General features: G+C 46.9%; 17 protein-coding genes. 5 read left to right on the top strand and 12 right to left on the bottom strand.

Annotated elements, in window-relative coordinates:
• Position 1: 1 nt before the first annotated feature.
• The 8 genes from V512_RS10980 to V512_RS10945 all read right to left on the bottom strand — a co-directional run bounded on the left by V512_RS10980 (position 2) and on the right by V512_RS10945 (position 7,022).
• Positions 2-1,267, bottom strand: a complete 1,266-nt coding sequence (locus V512_RS10980; RefSeq protein ID WP_165775396.1) for a nicotinate phosphoribosyltransferase — start codon at positions 1,265-1,267, stop codon at positions 2-4.
• Between the two features lie 227 nt (positions 1,268-1,494).
• Complete coding sequence (locus V512_RS10975) at positions 1,495-2,460, bottom strand: hypothetical protein (RefSeq protein WP_099830501.1); 966 nt, start codon at positions 2,458-2,460, stop codon at positions 1,495-1,497.
• A 23-nt stretch (positions 2,461-2,483) separates the two neighbouring features.
• Positions 2,484-3,554: a DUF4097 family beta strand repeat-containing protein gene (locus tag V512_RS10970; RefSeq protein WP_099830500.1), complete on the bottom strand. Its 1,071-nt coding sequence runs from the start codon at positions 3,552-3,554 to the stop codon at positions 2,484-2,486.
• 6 nt (positions 3,555-3,560) lie between these two features.
• Entirely contained in the window at positions 3,561-3,923 is a 363-nt protein-coding gene (locus tag V512_RS10965; protein ID WP_099830499.1) for a hypothetical protein, read from the bottom strand.
• A gap of 9 nt (positions 3,924-3,932) precedes the next feature.
• Positions 3,933-4,307 carry a DUF2089 domain-containing protein gene (locus V512_RS10960; protein WP_006489399.1) on the bottom strand — a complete coding sequence of 125 codons (375 nt, stop codon included), beginning with the start codon at positions 4,305-4,307 and terminating at the stop codon, positions 3,933-3,935.
• A 323-nt stretch (positions 4,308-4,630) separates the two neighbouring features.
• Positions 4,631-5,323, bottom strand: coding sequence for a hemolysin III family protein (locus V512_RS10955; RefSeq protein ID WP_099830517.1), 693 nt, complete (start codon positions 5,321-5,323; stop codon positions 4,631-4,633).
• Positions 5,324-5,644: 321 nt separating this feature from the next.
• A complete protein-coding gene (gene pdxA, locus V512_RS10950; protein ID WP_099830498.1) occupies positions 5,645-6,679 on the bottom strand; it encodes a 4-hydroxythreonine-4-phosphate dehydrogenase PdxA in 1,035 nt (344 codons plus the stop codon).
• 34 nt (positions 6,680-6,713) lie between these two features.
• A complete protein-coding gene (locus V512_RS10945; protein WP_099830497.1) occupies positions 6,714-7,022 on the bottom strand; it encodes a cytoplasmic protein in 309 nt (102 codons plus the stop codon).
• 509 nt (positions 7,023-7,531) lie between these two features.
• Here V512_RS10945 and V512_RS10940 point away from each other — a divergent pair.
• From V512_RS10940 to V512_RS10925, 4 genes are all read left to right on the top strand, one after another.
• The gene (locus tag V512_RS10940; protein WP_099830496.1) at positions 7,532-8,770 is read left to right on the top strand and encodes an extracellular solute-binding protein; all 1,239 of its coding nucleotides are present in this window, start codon (positions 7,532-7,534) and stop codon (positions 8,768-8,770) included.
• 61 nt (positions 8,771-8,831) lie between these two features.
• Positions 8,832-9,734: a sugar ABC transporter permease gene (locus V512_RS10935; protein ID WP_099830495.1), complete on the top strand. Its 903-nt coding sequence runs from the start codon at positions 8,832-8,834 to the stop codon at positions 9,732-9,734.
• 3 nt (positions 9,735-9,737) lie between these two features.
• Positions 9,738-10,565, top strand: a complete 828-nt coding sequence (locus V512_RS10930; RefSeq protein ID WP_099830494.1) for a carbohydrate ABC transporter permease — start codon at positions 9,738-9,740, stop codon at positions 10,563-10,565.
• 10 nt (positions 10,566-10,575) lie between these two features.
• Positions 10,576-11,751 carry a DUF1343 domain-containing protein gene (locus V512_RS10925; protein WP_099830493.1) on the top strand — a complete coding sequence of 392 codons (1,176 nt, stop codon included), beginning with the start codon at positions 10,576-10,578 and terminating at the stop codon, positions 11,749-11,751.
• Here V512_RS10925 and V512_RS10920 read toward each other — a convergent pair.
• The 4 genes from V512_RS10920 to nagZ are packed head-to-tail and all read right to left on the bottom strand — an operon-like array spanning position 11,738 to position 15,771.
• On the bottom strand, positions 11,738-12,604 hold the full coding sequence (locus V512_RS10920; protein ID WP_099830492.1) for a BadF/BadG/BcrA/BcrD ATPase family protein: 867 nt from the start codon (positions 12,602-12,604) through the stop codon (positions 11,738-11,740). The genes V512_RS10925 and V512_RS10920 overlap by 14 nt on opposite strands.
• Complete coding sequence (locus tag V512_RS10915) at positions 12,601-13,326, bottom strand: GntR family transcriptional regulator (protein ID WP_099830491.1); 726 nt, start codon at positions 13,324-13,326, stop codon at positions 12,601-12,603. The genes V512_RS10920 and V512_RS10915 overlap by 4 nt, the downstream gene beginning before the upstream one ends.
• Entirely contained in the window at positions 13,323-14,231 is a 909-nt protein-coding gene (murQ, locus tag V512_RS10910; protein WP_099830490.1) for an N-acetylmuramic acid 6-phosphate etherase, read from the bottom strand. The genes V512_RS10915 and murQ overlap by 4 nt, the downstream gene beginning before the upstream one ends.
• 1 nt (position 14,232) lies before the next feature.
• Positions 14,233-15,771: a beta-N-acetylhexosaminidase gene (gene nagZ / locus V512_RS10905; RefSeq protein WP_099830489.1), complete on the bottom strand. Its 1,539-nt coding sequence runs from the start codon at positions 15,769-15,771 to the stop codon at positions 14,233-14,235.
• Between the two features lie 230 nt (positions 15,772-16,001).
• On the opposite strand from nagZ, the gene V512_RS10900 reads away from it, so the two are divergent.
• A complete protein-coding gene (locus V512_RS10900) occupies positions 16,002-16,154 on the top strand; it encodes a hydrolase-like protein (RefSeq protein ID WP_243392391.1) in 153 nt (50 codons plus the stop codon).
• Positions 16,155-16,901: the final 747 nt, after the last annotated feature.

Raw genomic sequence — 16,901 nt, 5'->3', positions numbered from 1 at the left:
TTCAACACCTCTCCTCTTTATCGTTGTTCCAATAGTTGCTCTCTACTCTTTCCAATCCTGGAGCATCTTTCTTCCCTCTCCCGACTTTTGCGCAGGGTTTTCCTTCGACCTCCACGATATCTGCCGTGAAGTCCAGCTTGTTTTTCAGTAGAGACGAACCAACTCCGTAAACATCTGCTGGAACATTGAGCTTTTCGAAGAGATCTATCTTCTCCGCCGTGAAACCGCCCGAGACGACTATCTTCAAATCTTTCATTCCGCACCTGTCGAATTCCCTTCTAGCCCTCCAGACCAGTTCGGGACAGACTCCCAGGGAGGAAGCGTCTTTCGGGACGACCGAAACGTCTCTCAAACTGCCAGACGTATCGAATCTCACGCCCCATATCTTTCCCTTTCCCGGACCTATAACAACCGAAGGGTCGGTCTTGCCAGGTACGAAATCCTCACCGGTCTCGGCCTTGTAAGTGCGGGCAACGCAATCGACCGAAGTTCCGATTACGTCGTTGTCCCAATCGACCAAGATTATTCGATTGACTCCGCCCTCTATGTAACGATCGAAAGCCATTGCGGCCTCGGCCGTATCGCCTTTATATACTGCGATAAGCGCGTGAGGTATCGTCCCCATGCTCTCAACGCCCCAGTAATCTGCATTCGCATCGGTAGAGACTCCGAAGGCCCCGGCCTTGAGCGCCGCGTATCCGTCCGTTGCCTGAGTCCAGAAATGATCGAATCGCGCGCTGAAGAAGAGTATCTCCTTGCCTCTGGCTGCCTTCACGACGGACTTGACGGCAGTCGCAGTTGAGGAGGCTCTCGCAATAACACCCAGCAATATGGTTTCGAGATACGAGAAATATCTGGGGTCGCCTTCTATCGTCATAACAGGTTCCATATCCTTTGCTTCATCACCATCATACAAGGCGCGAACTTCGAGTTCTGGCCATTTGTCAACCCAGAGATCATTCAGCTTCATCTTCAGATCCCATTTTCGAGCGGTCAGCTCCACCAGTCCATGCCGATTCATCTCCCAGGCTGCGTGGTTGACTTCCTTCTCAATCTCTAATACCTCTTCGAAGAGCCTCTTCGCCTCTTCTTCATTCGAGTAATAACCGGTCCCAAAACGAAGAATGGCGAGCGCTTCGTCAATTCCCACTATTGTCGCGTCTCTTCTCGGGAAGAGCTGGTATAACACCCTTGATTTCTTATCTGCCTTTTTGAGGACTTCGACAAGTCTCGTGAAGTATTTGTCAGAATAGTATCCGGCTCTCATCTTGTCAATCGGTACTTTGAAGACCCTCGGGTCGATTCTGCACTTATCCACGGAACGCCCCCTGTCTCTACCCTCATTCGCGAGCGAAAATTCCGGAGAAATATATCCGGTAACCTGATTATATAATAATAAGTCACTTTCGGCTCGCGACCGCTGCTGATCCCCATGAATCAGACAAGTCCAAAAAGAAACCGGCCACAAGGCCGGTTCCCAAGACGTTATCTGCTCTATATCCAGTCTATCGATATCTTTGACATATCCGATTTCACATTGATCTGACAGGTCGTTACTGCCTTATCTATGTTGGTCGAGACATAGCCCTTTTCTCTCTCCATAAGATTGTTGAAATTGCTCCAGTTCAACTCTCCTTCGTGAAGAATGCTTAAAGCAACGTCTTTGGGAGCCCTTATATTCAGAGAAGTCACTTCACAATCTATATCCACGATCGAGTCTCTCAGTTGGGAGGGGATTATAGACAATCTGGAGAGCGATGTCTTGATTGTAGCCCTATCCAGATTGAGATTCGAAAAATCAAGAACTGTATCGGCTCCATCAAGCGTAGCCTCGACCCTTACAACCGGCTCCGAATTGACTTCGATGTTCATTCTCGACTTTGACAAGACACTTGAAACACCGGACTTTGCTTTGCACCTCGCCCTTACAATGCCCTTTCCCTTATCCATATCGTATTTCAGATCCCCGTTAAAGCTCATTCTATCGAAACTTACGTTTGCATCAACTCCGTTGGATGTGTTGTCCATAAGCAGCACCTTCGTAAGGTTAGCATCCAGTTCAATATCTAGTTCGTCGAATTCTTTGGGTCTTGACATATTGAGAATCTGTCTGGTCGAGCTCGGCGCCTTTCCAAGCTTGAAACTCTTCTTGAAAAGCGTCACTACACCCCATCCCACTATGTAAGATCCAATCATGGCTACAATGAGTTCCCAGAAACCCCATCCTCTGAACCCTTTGATAATATTCCAGCCTATCAGAAGGTCAATAACGAGAATTCCTCCGAATATCAAACTACCCATATGTTCCGACTTAAATCTTCTAAACACCTTAAGCCCATGATAGATGAAGATAATGGCAAAGAAGATTTCAATTGTGAAGGCAAAGCTCGGTATTATATGGGTTACCGAAAGAATGATCAGTATTCCCAGGAAAATCGCAAATAGTGCTCCAAATCTCATCTCTTATCACCCTCTTCCTTTAGTCAGGTCGATTTCGGTTTTTCAGGTGCCTCTGGCTCTTCGGAAGACTCTTCGCTTTCAGCATCTTCCTCTGTCATTACTACATCTACTGAGTCTTTAAGCTTCTTAAGCTCCTCGTCGACTTCTAGCATCTCTTCAATCTCCTTTTCGGAGTATCCAAGTATTCCCAGCATCTCGACAGCATACTCTTTCGTAAGTTTCCCTTCTTTGAAAAGCAGAAGTATCTTCTTGGTCTCCTGATCCTGGAGATTCTCTTCCACGGTCGCTCGATCGGATCTTCGCTCTTCCGAAACCTTTGGTGCCGTCTCAACCTTGACTTCTTTGGCAGGCGTTCCCCTGTACTTGGCATTTATAATGAGATCTCCCGACACGCTGCTCATTTTCAGATATTCCTGTGGCTCTCCGTTTCCCGACCTGTAATGCTTCTTGTCTACTTTAACAAGTCCTACGTCAGAGGAGACATCACCGCTTACCGATGAGATAGTGGCATCAAATCTTGGCTCATCGGAATAAGAGATAATTGCATCCCCGCTTACCGTAGAAACACTTGTGTCTCTTTCCATCGGAGGAAGCCCCTTTATGTTCAGATCGCCAGAAACTGAGCCGAATTTACCCCTTCGGTAGTTCGAAGCGACGAATGTCAAGTCTCCGCTTACTGTGCTGAAATTGAACTCGTTCATCGAACAGTTCTCTATCTTGACATCACCGCTGACGTTGTTTATCTTAAGGCCTCTAAGATCAAAATCAGTAATACTTATGTCGCCGGAAGCGTTGTTTACATCAAGTTCCTGGATGCTTCTTGGCACCAGAAGCCTTATATTCTTGACATCCGCTCCGCCGTCAAAGAGATTCTTTATAAAAGGAATATTGATGTTAGTACCCTTCTGGAATCTTATCGTAAGCTTCTTTCCTGACCTTTCGGCTTCGGGAACATAATCGTTCGAATCCACTTCGACGTACGCAATCACATTTCCCTCTTCAACAAGGTCGATCTGAAGATCCGCGCTAGCCGAGGTTGTCTTCAAAATCTCAATACCCGAGCTGTCGAATTCAAACTTTTTCTCCACGACCATACCTCCTCAATCCTCTACCTTTATCGTTACTCTCTTGTCCTCGGTTTCAATTTCAACCGACTCTCTAGTCTTGATTACCTCTTCAAGCACTTCCTTGAGATTGTAGTCTACCACTCTTCCACCGATTCTAAAATTCGCGTCTTTTTCTTTAACGAAGTTTCCTACAAACCTTGCCAACCTAACGGGTAACTTAATATTTGCTTCCACTTTTCCGGTGAAGTTATCCACAACCTCTATGGTGAATTTCCCTCCTGACTTTGCTTCTTCATATGATTCAAAGAACTCCTCTAGCAAGTCCCTGCCCTGCTCGGGAGAAACCTTTCCATCGGCAACGAGCTTCAGGATCTTTAAGACTTCTTCTCTATCCACTTTGATCACCTACTTCTTTTTTCTGACTTTTCTTAACATCTCAAGGGCTTCATCTGGCTGTAGTTCTCCGGATTCAAGTCTTTCAAGGATTCTTGAAGCCTCCTCCCTATCTTTGTCGACAACCTGGTAGCCCATTGCCCTAACAATATCTTCGAGTCTGTTTCTAGCCGTCGGATAGGAAATATCCAGTTCCTTCTGAACCTCGGATAGATTGCCTCTATTCTTGATGAAAGTCTTCAGGTAGTCGAGCTGCTCGGCTGATAGCTTCATGATATCGTCAAGCTCAAATCTTCCCCTAATCGTTGTGCCACAACTATCACACTTGTACTCTGTGATCGTCATCTTCCCTCCACAGACGGGACAGTTGCTAATTGAGTATTTCATCGGTCCACCTCCAAAACATAAGTTGAACAAATATCACCTTCAACTGAGTTCATTATACAACTTCCGACTCAAAAAGTCAAACTATAACTTAAATATATTTAGATCCACTTCAATTTATTGTATTAGACTTCAATTAATTCAAGATAAGAGTTGAGTCCGTTTCGTTTATTAACTTTCGTAAGCGTTATCTGAAGGGATGGCGAAAGACATATGAGCCTCAATTTCCAATAAAAAGCCTCATTCCCGATGGAACTAAGACTTTGAGATTGATCGACACTCATATTTTCGATTACTTACGAAGAACTATTGCTGTTCCAAATGAATTAGTATGGAAGTACATAGAAAAACATCATCATGAGAAAGGTGAGATTACCGAGTATGACCAGAATATGCCAGAGTTCATGGTTTCCGAATTTCCCTGGAAATGGGTTCGGTTTCTCCCTTATGAAAATCACTGCGCCAACCGTATAGAAGGCGCCGCCGAGAAGCAGCAACAGGATGGCAGAAAGCCCCAACCTTATATACACACTGTAAACCAGCGCAAGCGAGAGCCAGCCCATTGAGAGGTATCCCGCCATTGATAACCAAAGGGGCATCGTGGAAAAGAATACCGACTTCAGCACGACGTTAAGGATGGCAAGACTCCATATTATCACGAAGACCGTCCAGCCAACCCAACCGCCGACGACAACGAGACAGAAAGGCGTATAGGTGCCGGCGATAAGAAAGTATATCGCAGTGTGGTCGAGGATAGCGAAGACCTTGAAATACTTTCTAAACCACAAGAAAAAGTGAAGGAGTCCGCTAAAGGTCATTGAGACGACTACGGTTGTCCCGTATATCGCGAAGCTTACAAGATGTAACCATTTACCCTGAATAGCAGAGAAGACTATCAAGAACACCAGCCCGGCAAGTCCGAGAACCGCTGCCACTATATGACTAATCGCATTGAATCCTTCATTTGAGTTCTCGCTCGTAACCATGGGGTCGAGTTTTCGGCCTTCTATTGTGCTCACGAAGCTTCCTTTCTGGAAAAGTATTTGATCATCTATTATAGCCCAGCCCGCGCTTCGCGACAAAGAGTAAGTATTCAGCATGAGTACTCTGTAACGGTGCATCGAAATGGAAACTACTCGATAAAGAGAACAGTAAGGGGAGACTCTCTGCCATTTAATGGATGAGAGAGAAAGGCGTGAAATTGAGATAATAGAAACAATGAGATCAATCCAGGGATATTTCAGGAAGGTGAGGGGAGCGTGCCTTCCGGAGCTGTGCCCTATTAATCCTCCGGGAGCCGCATCATAGTTGAAGAAGTCTTTTGAGGTTATCGGCGGCTCTTATGAATAGCGGGCAGCGGCCTTAACGGCTTCGATCAAATTCGTGGGATCGGCAATTCCCCTTCCCGCAATGTCGAAGGCCGTTCCGTGATCTACGGAAGTCCTCAGAATTGGCATTCCAAGGGTAATCGATACGGTCCTATCGAAATCCAGTGTCTTCGTTGCTATGTGGCCCTGGTCATGGTACATAGAGAGAACTGCAGAAAATGCGCCTCTTCTTGCCATAGAGAAGATCGAGTCTGCCCCTATCGGTCCGAGGACATCAATCCCTTTCTGCCTTGCTAGCTCAACGGCGGGAATAATTTCATCGAGTTCCTCGCGCCCGAAGAGTCCACCTTCTCCGCCATGTGGGTTCAAGGCTGCAACACCAATTGGCCTTCGCTGCTCGATGTCCAGCTGCTTAAGGGCTGCGTCACATCTAACTATATAATCGAATATTCTGTCTCTCTTCACCATGCGACAGGCCTCCATAAGTGAAACGTGTCTGGAAAGAAAGAAGACTCGTAGCTCACCGGCTATTTCAAACATCGTCAGCGGGTCTCTCGCCCCCAATAGCGAGCCCAGAATCTCGGTATGTCCTGCAAAGGGAACTCCTGCAGCCTTGATGGACATTTTGTTAATCGGTGCAGTCGTAATTGCAGAAATCTTTCCCTTTTGCGCCAGTTCCGCAGCCTTCTCGAGGTATTCATAGGCGGCCCTTCCGCATCCACCGCAGATCTTTCCGTAATCGGGTAGCACATCAGCATTCCCCATGTCAATCAACGAGATATTGCCTGAAGTTGATTCCATCTCTTCATTTAGGCCCTCAACCAGAGTTATGTCAAGCGACAGCTTATTTCTGTAGATCTCTCGCTGAATGATCTTGCGGTCCCCAATAACAACCGGCCTGCAGATCTCGAGGATTTCCCCGTGTGCTATAGCTTTACAGACGATCTCGGGGCCGATGCCTGCGGGGTCGCCAATAGTTATCGCTATCAAAGGTTTTCCAGAAAGCCTTTCCGGTAGAACCGGCTTTTCCATAGGTTTCAGAAGCAATACTAACCCCCGTGCATTGTAGACGCGTTCGTTTCTATCCCTCTCCGAATATCTCTGTCCTTATTCTTGTCATGTACCAGTTGAGAATGTCAACACAGATCTCGGCTGCCAGTCTATTCTTCTCTGAAGCGGCAAAAGAGAGCTTTGCACCCAATGAGGAGATGAGATCGAAACCGCAACAGCTGCCCTCATTCTTCATGAATTCGGCGATTTTCCCCATTCTTTCGAAATCATCGGCAACAATTGCTTCTTTGAGGGATTCAACGTCACCATGCCTTCTTATCAAGAAGCTGTCAACAGCACCCTCCATACTTGCTTCAATCGTAACCGTCACTCTCTCCATCAGTCGCCTCCGGCAGAAAATAATCTAGTGACTCTTTCCAATATCCGCGGTCCTGTCAGAACTATATAACGATTCTATATGATTATCCTGATATTATGAAGTCTTGTTTTCACCTGAACTATGTGCTTACCGATAGAGCAGTCGAAAAACGCCAAACTTGCTCTTCAAACTTCCTCCAAACGCTCTCGATCTGTTCGTCCTTTCGTAGTCAATGTTTAGGTAATAGAGAACAACGAAAGTAATTACACCCATCTTCTTTCGTTGAGGAATGCCTAACGCCAATTTTTAGCATTGAGCTCCAATGATCGTGCCTGTTCAATGCTAATTACTGTTTTTTTCGCTTAGACATATATTGTATAATCATACTAACAATATCATTCGCCGATCCGGGATGTCCCTCTTGCTGACAAGACAGAATGGTTTATCTATGCGTTGTATGTGTCACTCAATAGATTCACGATAGCATAACAAGTAATGTGTTCTCACTTTAATTTGTTAGGAAGCGAAAGATGAAGAAATTCTTGCTAGTCGCTTTAATTGCGATTCTCGTAGTTAGTGCGTTTGCCGGTAAGGTAACGATCTGGAGCTGGCGGACACAAGATGCTCAGGTCTGGAGAGATGTTGAGGCCGCACTCAGGAGTCAGGGACTCAACATAACGATCGAATTCACAGCCTTTGCTCCGACGGAATACGATTCAAAGGTAGCTCTCGCTCTGCAGACCGGTGAAGGTCCAGATATTGTCTACTCCAGAAGACTTCCTGGAGGAAGAACTCAGGTTCTAATTGAAAACGGGCTCTATCTTCCGATCGGTGATTTCACGGACATGTCAAACTTCCCTCAGGCTTCGCTGAACTCTGTTACATGGGAAGACGAAGTTTATGGAGTTCCTTTCGCAGTTCAGGTGGTCGGAATATTCTACAACAAGGACTACTACGACCAGTTCGGACTTGAAGAACCTGAAACCTGGGACGAACTAATCGCTAATGCTGAAGTGTTCAAGAAGAACGGTATCACCCCATTCTTCCTTTACGGAAAGGAAGCCTGGGCGCTGGCAATGCAGCATGCGATGTGTGGCGTCAGCATTCTGGGACCAGACTGGATAAAGGCGCTCACTGATGGCGAAACGAACTTCCTAGATCCAAAGTTCACCGACCTCAACAAGAAACTTAACGACCTCAAAGTTTACTATCAGGATGGATTCATGGGTAATTCGACCGTAGATCAGGATGCTGCTTTCGCATTTGGACAGGCTGCAATGGTGTTCTACGGAGCATGGGGCTACCAGACATGGAAGGATCTCAATCCCGATCTAAATGTCGGCTACTTCATGGTTCCTCCGGAAACAAAAGACCAGACACCTTACGCCTACACATATCTCGATGGAGCGATCGCTTTGACATCAAACGTCAAGAATCTCGAGGACTCAAAAGAGATCATCAAATTCTGTGCCACTCCTGAATTCGGTACGATATTCGCCGGAATCACTTACAATATTCCTGCCGTTGTTGGCGCAGAAATCCCGCCCGATCCTCTTCTAGAAGAGGTTCTTGATGTTTACAACAACAACGCCTCTCCATGGGTTTACTGGGTAGGCTCTGTATTCACAACACAGAAACCTTCTCTCTATGACGACGTTCTTAGCCCAGGAATGCAAGCTCTTTACGCAGGGCAGCTTACTCCCGAAGGACTCTCTCAGATGGCTCAGGACGCTATTTCTCAGTGGTACCCGCCTTTGATGAACAAGTAATCAGTTAATTCTTCTCTTCCCCGCCAGCCAGCGGGGAAGAGTTCATTGAGGAGAAACGAAGATGCAGATTAAACTTAGATACCTTCTTGTTTTCATCTTACCTGCCCTGATTCTGTACTCTATGTTCATAATATACCCACTGATCGACAGCCTCATACTGAGCTTTTTCAGCTGGTCTGGTGTAGGGCCGAGGACCTTCGTCGGTTTAAAGAACTTCCGTACGCTTTTTACCGGAAGCTTTTCCAAAGAACTGTTCAATGCATTCTCACATAACGTTTATTTCTTCATCATGCTTGTAATCTTTGAGCTGGGACTCGGATTCCTTATTGCACTTATGCTGGCAAGCAAGATAAAGGGAGCCGGAGTGTTCAGAGTGGTCACATACATTCCGAATATGATACCTCTGGTTCTTGTGGGATTCATGTGGGTGCTCTTCCTGAATCCTCAAGCAGGCCTTGTTAACCAGCTTCTAAAACTTGTAGGGCTTGGAAGATTCGCACAGCCGTGGCTGGGTCAGGCAAGTACTGCTCTCACGACGATTATTCTGGTGAATGTTTGGCGAAATCTTGGGTTCTATGTACTCGTTATTCTCGCTGCGATACTTGATATATCGCCTGAATTGATAGAGGCCGCTTACATTGATGGTGCCAACAACTGGAAGATTACGTGGAGAATAATATTCCCTCTGACGTTTTCAACTTTCAGAACGCTAGCAATTCTCATTTTCATATGGAGTTTCAATATATTCGACATGGTATACGCTCTTGTGGGCGTACAGGCTGGTCCTTACAGAACTACTGACGTTCTCGGGACTCTCTTCTACAGGACGGCTTTCGGAGGACTTGGCAGCGGGGCAGTCGACATGGGACTGGGAGCTTCGGTAACAGTCTTCATCTTCACCATAGTTATGCCCGTCTCGATTCTGTATGTATACATTGTCGAGAAGAGACAAAGGAGTGCTTGAAACATGCTGAAGCTAAGTCTTTTCGGAAAGATAATCGTCTACTTCCTTCTGGCCGTCTACTGCCTGGTCATACTTGTTCCTTTTTTCATGATGATTTTGAACTCTCTCAAGTCGATGAGGGAGATCTATCTTCAACCCTTCTCCTTTCCGTCAAAGGTTATGTTCGAGAACTATTCAAAGGCCTGGCAACAGGCCGGTATAGGGACGGGGTACAAAAACAGTCTGATTGTTGCCGGAACCTCGGTAATTGGAATTGTTATAGTATCCTCTATGTTCGCCTATGCAATTTCTAAGTATACCTTCAAGGGAAGAAGATTTCTCTTCATTTACTCGATGCTAGGTCTGGCCTTTCCGGCGAGGCTCGCAATAATCCCCATATTCATACTACTGAGAAACTTTCATCTCACGAACTCTCTGCTTGGACTGATTCTAATCTACACCTCCGTAAATATCCCTTTCTCTGTCTTTCTTCTCAAGAATTTCATTGACGGGGTTCCGAATGAGCTTTCTGAAGCAGCCAGAATCGATGGAGCTTCTCCGATGCAGATATACTGGAAGATTGTACTTCCACTGGTCAAACCGGCTCTCTCCATAGTATCGATTGTCAGTTTCGTCAATGTGTGGAACGATTTCTTCTTCCCACTGATCTTCATAACCGACAGATCCAAGGCAACTATAACTCTCGCAGTCTCGATCTTCTTCGGAGAATACGTCAATCAGTGGCACCTCCTCTTCTCGGGCCTTACTCTCGCAGTGGCCCCGACGATAATACTCTTCTTGTTGTTCTCAAGGCAATTCATAACAGGTATGACGCAGGGAGCTATAAAGTGAGGTGTCTGGCGTGAAAGTGAAGCTTGGAATCGACTGTCTTCTGGCTGGAAACCAGCTGAAGAGTAAACGGATCGGTTTGTTAACCAATTCCAGCGGTGTAAATGGAGATTTACGAATCAACGTTGACCTGTTGCTCAGTAACAGATTCAACGTCGTGAAGTTGTTCGGTCCCGAACATGGAATCTCGGGAGCCGCGGCAGATGGAGTAAGTGTAGCCAATGCGGTCGACCCTAAGTACGGCATCCCAATCTATTCGCTCTTCGGAGATGTCATACGTCCTACAGAAGAAATGCTTTCGGGAATTGACTCCTTTGTTTATGATATCCAGGATGTCGGACTTCGCTTCTATACATACCTCTACTCTCTTGTATATTCGATGGAAGAGTGTGCAAAGCGGGGAATAGAGGTAGTTGTTCTCGATCGACCCAATCCTCTGTCCTGCAAAGTCGTCGGCCCAACAATTAAGAAGAGATTGGACAGCATCGTTGGTGGCTACGGTTTGGCTCTGAGGTACGGTATGACAGTGGGAGAAGTTGCGAAGTACTTCAACAAGGTTTTTGACATCGGCGCAGATCTGATCGTAATCCCCATGGAGAACTACGACAAAGACATGTATTATGATGAGACCGGCCATCTATGGAGTACTCCCTCTCCAAATATACCTTCTCTTGAACATGCGATACTATACTCGGGCTTCTGTCTCTTCGAGGGCACGAACCTATCCATGGGGCGCGGCACTGTTCATCCATTCAAATACATAGGAGCGCCATGGATTGACTCCTCATCGCTTTATAAGGAACTGAAAAAGCATGATCATCCCGGTGTTGCCTTCAGAGAGAGGAGTTTCATTCCTGGGGCATTCAAGTTGCACGACCAGTCTTGTAATGGTCTTGAGTTCTATGTTGCCGATAGAAACACCATTAAACCCTTGGAACTTGCTTTAGACATAATCGCCACTCTAATAAGATTGTGGCCAGAGAAATTTGACTGGGATGTGCATTATCACGGGACCAGCATCCCTCTAAACAAGATGTGGGACGGCAGATACCATTTCGACCTGATAATGGGAGAAGAAAGGTATAGAGAAGAGTTGCTGAAGGGAGCAACTTCAGCAGAGCTTTCCCGCTTATGGGAAGGTGAACAGAGAGAGTTTGAGAGTCTGATCGAAGAATTCAGGATCTATTGAGTTTCTCAAATGCCTGTTCTGCAAGGATCTCATCCACGTTCCCCGTGAAGAGTGAGGTCCTGTGGTTGTTTATCATCTCCGAGAATCTCTCGTTATAATAGGCGGAGGCAAATGAGCCGCCAAATGTGTGGATTGTATCGACCTCACCTGTTCTCTCAAGAACGTTGAGAGTCCTTTTTGCCAGTATCTCTATTCCCTCATCTGCAACTCTTTTAGTCAGTTCCGAAGGGTCTTCTAGAGCAACTCTGCTGAATGAGGCGATCTTCGTTTTCATATCAGGCAGAAGCGTAAGATTGACAAGTTCCTCTATGCTCTCCATCTCAAAGAATTCTACAAGCCGATCGAAAACGGGATCGTGAGGAATCAATCCATCTCTATACTTGAGCGCTGCGGTGATCAGCTTCATGGAAATCCAATAGGCGCTTCCCTCGTCATCGAATATGTGTCCCCAGCCGCCAGACTTCACGGCTTCTCCCGCATAGTCATGACCGTAAACAGTAGAACCGGTTCCAGAAACGACAACAACACCTCTTCCTTCGCCGACTGCCGCTCTGTAAAGTCCCTCGATGTCCATAATCACTTCGATGCTAGCTCCTCTGAAAACCGATTCCAGCGCCTGAACGAGCTTTCCTTCGCGAGTTCTGTCTCCCGCACCGGAGAAGGCAGCGACTATCACATCCGGGACCCATATGTCGTCGCGAACTAACGAGAAAATCGATATGAGATTGCTACTGCTGACCGCAGTTATATTAACCCCGGTGCCGTAGTTCTTTCTTATCTTACCTTCACTTGAGATTGCAGTGACTCTAAGATTAGTTCCGCCTCCGTCCATCGCGATGATTTTCTTACTCATTCTACTCTCCTCACAACTTTTAGTCTGTAGCGATCCCCTCTGTAAACAGATCTGACCACTTCCACACATAGATTCTTATTGGTAAATGTCTGTCTCTCTCTAGATATTGCGTAGCTGTCCTCTTTGACTTTTAGATGCTTCGCCTCTTCTCTCGACAACCTGCAGACCTCGATGTTCTCCTGGGCATGATCGAGGACAATGGAAAACTCGTTTTTCAGAATTGCGTAGAGCGATTCTTCACTCATATCTCTATTCACTATGTTGAGAATCCTTATATCTGCCAGCGGATTGAGGTAGGCTCTCTCAATTCCATACGGTTCATCATCGAGATACCTAACTCTTTGGAGCAACACTACCATACCGTCCACGGGAATACCGAATAGCTCTGCGATCTCTACAGGAGGAACGATGAGACCGTCTTTCAATACTATCGACTTCGCTTTACGATTGTCTCTGGCAGCTTCTTCGGTGAATCCTGTGAGGGTACTGATACTTTCCTCGTGTTTTTCTTCGACGACGAAGGTCCCCCGACCTTTAGAAGACTCGATAACGGATTCTCTCTTCAGTTCGTCGAGCGCTCTCCGCAGCGTCAACCTGCTTACCTTGAACTCGCCGCAAAGCTCCTTCTCAGTAGGAAGTTTCTTTGAGTAAACGCCTTTGCCTATTCGCCGTTTAAGCTCTTTGTAGATTCGGTAGTAAACCGGAGCTCCAGCCTCTCTCACTTCACTTCTCCAAGTTCTTTTAGAGCCGAACGCACATGGCCTCTGTTACGCTTCAAAGATTCCTCGCACTGACCCTTTCCGAGCCCCGTCAGTGCCATGAGAATCGCAAGAGGGACCTCCCTGCCGGAGGCATCGAGTATCTTCGCGGACTCTTCATAAGAAAGGTCACTGATTTCCGAGATTATTCTTGTTGCACGATCGACCAGTTTTCGGTTAAGAATCTTCACGCCTATCATGTAGTTTCCGAAAACCCTTCCTACCCTGACCATCGTTATAGTGCTTATCATATTCAGGACCATCTTCTGAGCCGTCCCAGCCTTCAATCTCGTGCTGCCCGTAACTACCTCCGGACCGGTTCGCACGGCAATAGTGACATCTGCTAGCTCCGCAAGGCGAGGATTCCCTACGTTACATATGATTATCGTTCTTGCTCCCTGCTTTCTTGCGTGTCTCAGTATTCCTTCAACGTAAGGTGTCCGGCCCGAAGCCGAAATCCCGATTACAGCATCTCTTTCAGATATAGCAACTTTCTCAGCCTCTTGCTCTCCGAGTTCAACACTGTCTTCGGCGTGCTCCACGGGGTTGGCAAGAGCTTCCTGTCCTCCAGCCATAAGTGTCACGAATAGCTCCTTTGAAACACCGAAAGTCGGAACGACCTCCGCAGCATCCAAGACTCCTAGACGGCCACTGGTACCTGCCCCTGCATAGACTATTCTTCCTCCCGACTGAAGAGATTCAACGCACAGTTCAACCGCAGAAGCGATTTCTTCGAGGACCTCTCTCACAGAAAGAGGTACCGTTGCATCCTCTTCGTTCATGATCCTCAACATTTCATAAGTCGATAGTTCATCCAAATTCATTGATTTGGGATTCGACCTCTCCGTATCAAGCTTATCAAACTTCATCCTAGACCTCCCGCGGTATCTTGACCGGAAGTTTTCCTTCGGCCACTATCGTACCCTTCAAGACCTTCATGATGCTCTTTTGCGAAACGGCTTCGTAGCCGTAACTTATAATGCAGTTCTTCACACCGTTCACAAACGCATCGTATGGGTTTCTCAAAGCGATCACAAGCATCCTTCCCGTTCTCTGCGAAAGCCTAAAGAGTAGCTCCCTTTGACCATCGTGCAGGTGAGCGTTCTCGGTGAAAACCAATTTTATGCCTTTTCCGGGGGCACTAGCTGCTATTCTGGCCGCTTCATCAACGGTGAGATTAGGTGCAAAATCAACTACTGGACTGTCCGTTATTTGTGCGATCTCTCTGGCCACAGCAGGAACCCCTTTCTGGGGACCATCCTCTACCTGGACCAATCTGGAAAGTCTGACCGCGAATATCGTGATGACATCGCTTACTGGTAGAGGAAGCAGAGACCTGTCATTCAGAATGGCCGTAATTGAATTGTCTGAGATCTCTTGCATCGTCTCAAGGCTTTCCGGTGAACCTATCCCTTCGAGCGATACTCTCGCCGATGAGACAGCCTTCATCCTGAATCTCTCTACTCTGCTCAACGACTGCTGAAGACGACCTTCAAGCTCGGAAGATCTCTCAATTTCCTTTATCAGAATCTTCTTGACTCTTCTTTGAATTTCCGGTTCATGGCAGTAAGTAAGATAATCCATACCGTTTTTCAGACCCTCTATCGCGGCCTCCTCGGGTTTGAAGTAATTGCTCACTCCGCCCATGCCAAGATCGTCAGCGACCAACACTCCCTGATACTTCAAGTAATCCCTCGCGAGATCGGTTAGGATCTCTCTAGACATTGAGGCCGGAACGCGCCTAACTTGAAGCTGCGGCATGAATATGTGAGAGGGCATTATAGAATCGGCAGGAACTTCTTTGAACGGCCTCAGTTCTTCAGAATCAAGGGTGCTGAGTGGAACGTCCAGTACCGGCAGATCCAGATGAGCGTCTACGTCCACCCTTCCCTTGCCAGGGAAGTGCTTAAGGCAGCTCATAACACCATTTTCACTCATAGCATCAACAAATGCCCTTGCGTAAGAGATTACCTGCTCCGGAGAATCTCCAAAGCTTCGAACTCCAATTCCAGGGTTTTTTGGATTGCAGTTTACATCAACTACAGGAGCAAGATTCCAGTTGACACCGATAGCTCTCATCTCTCTGGCCATGATACTACCCGCAAGAAAGCAATTCTCAACTCTATTGGTTGCCGCTATTGCCATCGCGCCAGGAGAAACAGAGAAGCCTTCCCTGAGTCTGCTCACAATTCCGCCTTCCTGATCTATAGCTATTGCGGGCTTGTATCCCAGTACTCTCTCAATCTCGTCTACCAGAGCCCTAACCTGAGCTGCATCGACAATGTTTTTCGAAAAGAGAATCACCGCTCCGGGCTTGACTTGTACAAGCGTCTTCTCCGTGTCGCTATCGATTTCCGGTCCGGGAATTCCAATAAGAAACAGCCGTCCAACGGCTTCATCTAGATTCAAATGAAAACTCTCCTTCATTCACTTTCGACAGCTCAATTCTAATTTCTAATTGGTTGTATTGTCAATTGTATATTTGTCTAGTATGAATATACATAATCAATAATACACTTGCTCATCGACCTTAGTTGACTATAGTTCCAGCTAACCAGCCTAGGAAAAACTTGGAGGAAAAACGAAAATGAGATAGCATTGCTGTTGGGAGAACCGTGGTCGGGGGTAGCCGTAGGGGGTTGGTAAGAGCAAGAACAGAAGTGATGCTGCCTCCGGCAGGAAGTGAGGCTCGCTGGCGCGAGGAAGTGATGCCCGGAAGGGAATCCGGGGAAGTGATGCTGGCGCTTACGCACCAGGAGGCAAAAACCAAAGAAAAAGAGCAAGCAAATTAAAGTAATCTGATCAGAACGAATCTATTTTGTCATCCTGAAGTGCTCCTGTTCAGGATCTGGGCTTTGGAGGAACCGGGGTTGGGGGTTCGAAAGAGCGGAATGAGATGCAAGGCTGGCTACGCCAGGAAGTGAGGCTCGCTGGCGCGAGGAAGTGATACCCGGAAGAGCATCCGGGGAAGTGATGCTGGCGCTTACGCACCAGGAGGCAAAAACCAAAGAAAAATAGCAAGCAAATTAAAGTAATCTGATCAGGACGAACCTATTCTGTCATCCTGAAGCGCTCCTGTTCAGGATCTGGGCTTTCGAGAAACCGTGGTTAGGGGTTCGAAAGAGCAAGAGAAACCGGTTCACCGTTGAGCGGTTCTCCGTTCACCAGGAGAATCTGTTATTCGTTCCAGAGCGAGGATCTGTTCTTCGTTCTTGGTTAGGGCCATTGAAGCAAGAGCATCAAGATTCCGACCAGGAGCTTTGTCGGAATGACGGAATCTAGCCTTTTCGGAATAACCATTTGCTGTATCCCATACTTGATAAGGGATCCGGTTCCAAGAACGAACAACCTGGACGCGTAGCGTCGGAACGAAGAACCGGTCTTCTTGGCGGTGGACCGTTGACGGACAACGTGGTTTTCATCAGCGACCAGCGGGTTTTTGCTCTTAAGCGCACAGCGGTTCTTTGACAACTTGCAACTGCTCTTTCGAAGGACGGGTTCATGATCTTGGACGAAGGACCAAGGACGGCTTACATTGA

This window comes from Mesotoga sp. Brook.08.105.5.1 (assembly GCF_002752635.1).
GTDB lineage: Bacteria > Thermotogota > Thermotogae > Petrotogales > Kosmotogaceae > Mesotoga.
Note: the sequence above shows the minus strand (reverse complement) of the source record. Positions and strands in the feature narration are given on the sequence as shown.